Annotated in this window: 5 protein-coding genes; all 5 read left to right on the top strand. The window is 65.4% G+C overall.

From position 1 onward, the window contains the following. Positions 1-553: VWA domain-containing protein (locus JHD07_RS31275; protein WP_291629168.1), on the top strand; the 553-nt coding region annotated here is incomplete at its 5' end. Continuing rightward, positions 550-1,434 carry an amidohydrolase family protein gene (locus JHD07_RS31270; RefSeq protein ID WP_291629166.1) on the top strand — a complete coding sequence of 295 codons (885 nt, stop codon included), beginning with the start codon at positions 550-552 and terminating at the stop codon, positions 1,432-1,434. The genes JHD07_RS31275 and JHD07_RS31270, both read left to right, overlap by 4 nt. A 30-nt stretch (positions 1,435-1,464) precedes the next feature. Continuing rightward, a complete protein-coding gene (locus JHD07_RS31265) occupies positions 1,465-2,313 on the top strand; it encodes an MBL fold metallo-hydrolase (RefSeq protein ID WP_291629165.1) in 849 nt (282 codons plus the stop codon). 19 nt (positions 2,314-2,332) lie between these two features. After that, positions 2,333-3,907, top strand: a complete 1,575-nt coding sequence (locus JHD07_RS31260; RefSeq protein WP_291629163.1) for an isochorismatase family protein — start codon at positions 2,333-2,335, stop codon at positions 3,905-3,907. Positions 3,908-3,910: 3 nt separating this feature from the next. After that, positions 3,911-4,537, top strand: coding sequence for an NAD(P)H-dependent oxidoreductase (locus tag JHD07_RS31255; RefSeq protein WP_291629162.1), 627 nt, complete (start codon positions 3,911-3,913; stop codon positions 4,535-4,537). The last annotated feature ends 39 nt before the right edge of the window (positions 4,538-4,576 follow it).

The raw sequence follows: 4,576 nt of genomic DNA, 5'->3' as shown, positions 1-4,576 counted from the left end.
CATGAAGCGACGGCAGCGCCCGCGCAAGGTCTTGCTGCTGATCGACGTCTCCGGCTCGATGAAAAGCCGCACCGAGGAGAACATGAAGCTGGCGCATACGCTGGTGCAGGCCGCGCCCAATGTCGAGGTCTTCACCTTCGGCACGCGGCTGACCCGTGTCACCCGTGCGCTGCGGCTGAAACGCCGCGAGCAGGCGCTGAATGCGGCGGCGCATCTCGTCAGCGACTGGGACGGCGGCACCCGCATCGGCGACGCGCTGCAGGCGTTCCTCGCCGTCCCACGGTTCGGCGGCTACGCCCGCGGCGCCGCTGTCGTCATCGTGTCGGACGGGCTCGAGCGGGGCGAGCCCGACACCCTTCGCGACGCCGTCGCGAAACTGTCGCGGCGGGCCTGGCGCCTGAGCTGGCTGACGCCGCTGGCAACGAGCCCTGCGTTCCGCCCGCAAACCGAAGCGCTCGTCGCCATCGAACGCTTCGTCGACGACCTCGTGGACGGCGGATCGAGCGCATCGATCGTCGCCCACGTCCTGGCACTGGGAAGGAGAGCTGCGTGAACGATATCGTCGACGGCCATCACCACATCTGGCGGCAGGCCGATCTGCCCTGGCTGACCGGCCCGATGCAGCCACGCATCTTCGGCCCATACGAGCCGATCCGGCGCGATTATCCAATCGAGGAATATCTCGGCGATCTCAAGGACTGCGGTGTAAGTCGCTCCGTCTATGTGCAGACCAACTGGGCCAACGACCGTTTCGAGGACGAGGCCGCTTGGGTGCAGCGGACGGCGGACGAGCACGGCTGGCCGCATGCCATCGTCGCCTACGCCGATTTTGCCGTGGACGACGTGCGCCCGCAACTCGCTCGCCTGAAGCGGTACCCGTTGCTGCGCGGCGTGCGCATGCAGCTGCACTGGCACGAGAACCCGCTCTATCGCTTCGCCGCGCGACCGGACCTCTGCGCCGATCCGGTGATCCGCCGTAACGTCGCGCATCTGGCCGATTACGGCTGGAGCTTCGACCTCCAGGTCTTCACGCCGCAGATGCCAGACGCGGCACAGCTCGCTGACTCCTGCCCCGACGTGACGTTCATCCTTCAACATGCCGGCATGCTCGAAGACCCGTCGCCGGCAGGGCGCGCAGCCTGGCGCGCCGGGATGGCCCGGCTCGCGGCCTGCCCGAATGTGGTCTCCAAGCTGTCCGGGCTCGGCACCTTCATCCATCGCAACGATCCCGCGCACATTGCGGCCGTGCTCACCGATACCGTCGCGATCTTCGGCGCCGAACGCTGCCTGTTCGGCTCCAATTTTCCGATCGAGAAATTGTGGACCAGTTACCGCGAGCTCGTCGCAGCCTTTCGCGCCGCAGCCGCCCCGTTCAGTGCGGAGCAGCAGGATGCGATCTTCAGGACGACGGCGACGCGCGTCTATCGGCTTTGACGGACAAGAAACGAGACAGGAGGGAAACGAATGGCGCTGGAGATCAAGATCCTGGACTACGGCGATATCGAGCTGGAATCGAGCTTCCTGGTGCTCGGCCGCGACTGCGGCCGCACCCGCCGCGTCCTCACGCTCGGCTTTTTGATCCTCGGCGGCAAATATCCTGTCGTGGTCGACACCGGCTATCGCTCCAACCAGATCATGGAGACCCTGGGCATGCGGGGGCTCCAGTACCATGAGAACATGATCGAGAACCAGCTCGCGCGCCACGGCGTGCGCATGGGCGACGTCCGCTTCGTCTGCCACACGCATTTGCACATCGACCATGCCGGCAAGGACGATCTGTTTCCGATGAACACGACTGTCGTGCTCAACCGCAAGGAGCTCGAATATTCAGTCTCCGGGCTGATGCACCCGCAATACCCGGCCCCCGACATCAAGCACCTAATCGACCGCCTGCACACCAAGAGCGCGCTGCGCTTCCTCGACCTCGAGATCACCGGTCCGATCGAGCTGATGCCCGGCGTCTACTGCGACGCCGCCAACGCCCACACCGAGGGTTCGATGAACGTCATCGTCGAGACCGCCGACGGCATCGCGACCATCTGCGGCGACGTGATCTACGACTTCAACGATCAGATCGTCACGCCCTTCCATGAGATCAACGACTGGGAGCCGCGCACCACCGGCAACCACGGCACCAGCAAGCGCGCGGAAAAGGCCGCGATCAAGAAGCTGCTGAGCACCTCACGCTATTTGCTCCCGGTCCACGATCGTCCCGCCAAGATCGAAGGCGGCAATGTCGTGGGGCGTCTGCACGATCAGGTCCCCGGACCGATGGTCCAGTCGCTACCCGAGCGCAACTGGTTCCCGGCCTGATGTTGTCGAGGATCGACCCATGACGCATGTGACGTTGCGAAGCGAGTTCGAGACCCTGATCGATCCCTATGCGCCGGTGGCACAGGTCGGCACCGGCTTCGACTTCACGGAGGGGCCGATCTGGCATCCGGTCGATCACTACCTGCTGTTCTCGGACATGCCGGGCGACGTGCGGCGGCGCTGGGATGCGCGGCGCGGCGTCGTCGAGGTCAAGCGCCCGTCGAACAAATGCAACGGCATGACCTACGACGCCGAGCTCAACCTCGTCGTCTGCGAGCATGCGACCTCGTCGCTGGTGCGCGAGCGGCCGGACGGACGACGCGAGGTGCTGGCCTCGCATTTCCAGGGCCAGGAGCTCAATAGCCCCAACGACGTCTGCGTGCATTCGTCCGGCGCGATCTATTTTTCCGATCCCTGGTATGGCCGCATGCCGGTCTACGGCGTCGAGCGGCCGCGCCAGCTCGGTTTCCAGGGCGTCTACCGCGTGGTGCCGGGCGGCGAGCCGAAGCTCGTGGTCGAGCGCAATCTGTTCGATCAGCCGAACGGGCTGTGCTTCTCGCCGGACGAGAAGTTGCTTTATGTCAACGACACCGTGCAGGCCCTGATCCGCGTCTTCGACGTCAACGGCGATGGTTCGCTGGCCAATGCGCGGGTGTTTGCGAGCGGCATCAAGTCCGAACTCGAAGGCGGCCTGCCCGACGGCATGAAGTGCGATCAGCACGGCAATGTCTGGGTCACCGCCCCCGGCGGCGTCTGGGTCTATTCGCCGCGCGGCGAGCTGCTGGGCAAGGTGCGCGCGCCGGAGCTGGTCGCCAACCTCGCCTGGGGCGGGTCGGATTTCCGCACGCTCTACCTGACCGCGACGCATTCGGTCTATGCGATCCCGACCAAGGCCGGTCCGCGGCACGAGCCGTATATGAGCGGCCGGCGCGCCGGCTACGGCGCAACGTCGAGCACCGCGCCGGCCGCGCCCATTCTCGCCGACGGCGAGATGCGGCTCGATCCGCAGCGCTGCGCCATGATCATCCAGGACCTTCAGAACGACGTCATCATGGACGGCGGCGCGTTCGCCGAATCAGGCGCGCCGGGTCACGCAAAGCAACAGCATGTCGTGGAGAATGTGCGACGTCTGGCGGAGGCCGCACGTGCCCGCTGTGTCGCCATCATCCACGTCTGGTTCGTCGTCGAGCCCGGCGCCCCCGGCGTCACGCTGAATGCACCATTGTTCGAGGGGCTCGTCGACAGCAAGGCGATGGTGCGTGGAAGCTGGGGGGCGGCGCCCGTGTCCGGCCTCGAACCGCGGCCCGGCGACTTCGTCGTCGAGAAAATGCGGATGAGCGCCTGGGAAGGCACGCGGCTGGAAACGATCCTGAAAGCCACCGGCCGCGACATGATCATCAACACCGGAGCCTGGACCAACATGTCGGTCGAGCACACCGCGCGCACCGGCGCCGACAAGGGCTATTTCATGATCGTGCCGGAGGATTGCTGTTCGACCATGAACGCAGACTGGCACAATGCCTCGATCAACTTTGCGATGCAGAACGTTGCGGTGGTGACCAGGGCCGACACCGTCATCAGAGCGCTGGGATGAGCTGTGGCGAAGCTGCTGCACCTAGCCTGCTCGCCGCGCGCCGATTCTGAGTCGACTGCCGGCGCGCGCGTCTTTCTCGACGGCTTCCGCCAGGCTCGGCTGGACTGGGACGTCGATGTCGTGGACATCTGGCGCGAGCGGATGCCGGAATTTGCAGGTCCCATCGTCGAAGCCAAATACGCACGCATGAAGGCTCGGGCCTTCACCGATGCGCAGCGAGACAGCTTCGCCGAGGCCGAGCGAATGGCGCTGCGCTTCTCGCTCGCCGACCGGGTGCTGATCTCGACCCCGATGTGGAACTTCGGCCTTCCTTACAAGCTCAAGCAGTGGTTCGACATCATCGTCCAGCCCGGGCTCACCTTCCGGTTCGATCCCTCGGAAGGATATCTGCCGCTGCTGACTGACCGGCCGACGCTGGTCATCATCGCCAGCGGCAGCGATTTCGCCACCGGCATGAACCGCGGCCGCATCGACATGGCTACGCCCTACTTGCGCGAAATCCTGCGTTTCATCGGGATCAGAAATGTCCGCTTCGTGCCGATCGGTCCGACCACCGGCCCGCAAGCGCCGATCGATGCCGCCCGCGAACGAGCCCATCAACGCCTCGCTGCAATGGCAGCGACGTTCTGAAGCGCGATGAGATGAGGGGTTGAATGCTGCAACGACGGT

The organism is Bradyrhizobium sp. (genome assembly GCF_016462955.1).
GTDB lineage: Bacteria > Pseudomonadota > Alphaproteobacteria > Rhizobiales > Xanthobacteraceae > Bradyrhizobium.
Note: the sequence above shows the minus strand (reverse complement) of the source record. Positions and strands in the feature narration are given on the sequence as shown.

Coding starts and splice junctions, on each gene's coding strand:
- JHD07_RS31265 (WP_291629165.1), top strand. CDS start 1,465: ATGGCGCTGGAGATCAAGATCCTGGACTACGGCGATATCGAGCTGGAA.
- JHD07_RS31260 (WP_291629163.1), top strand. CDS start 2,333: ATGACGCATGTGACGTTGCGAAGCGAGTTCGAGACCCTGATCGATCCC.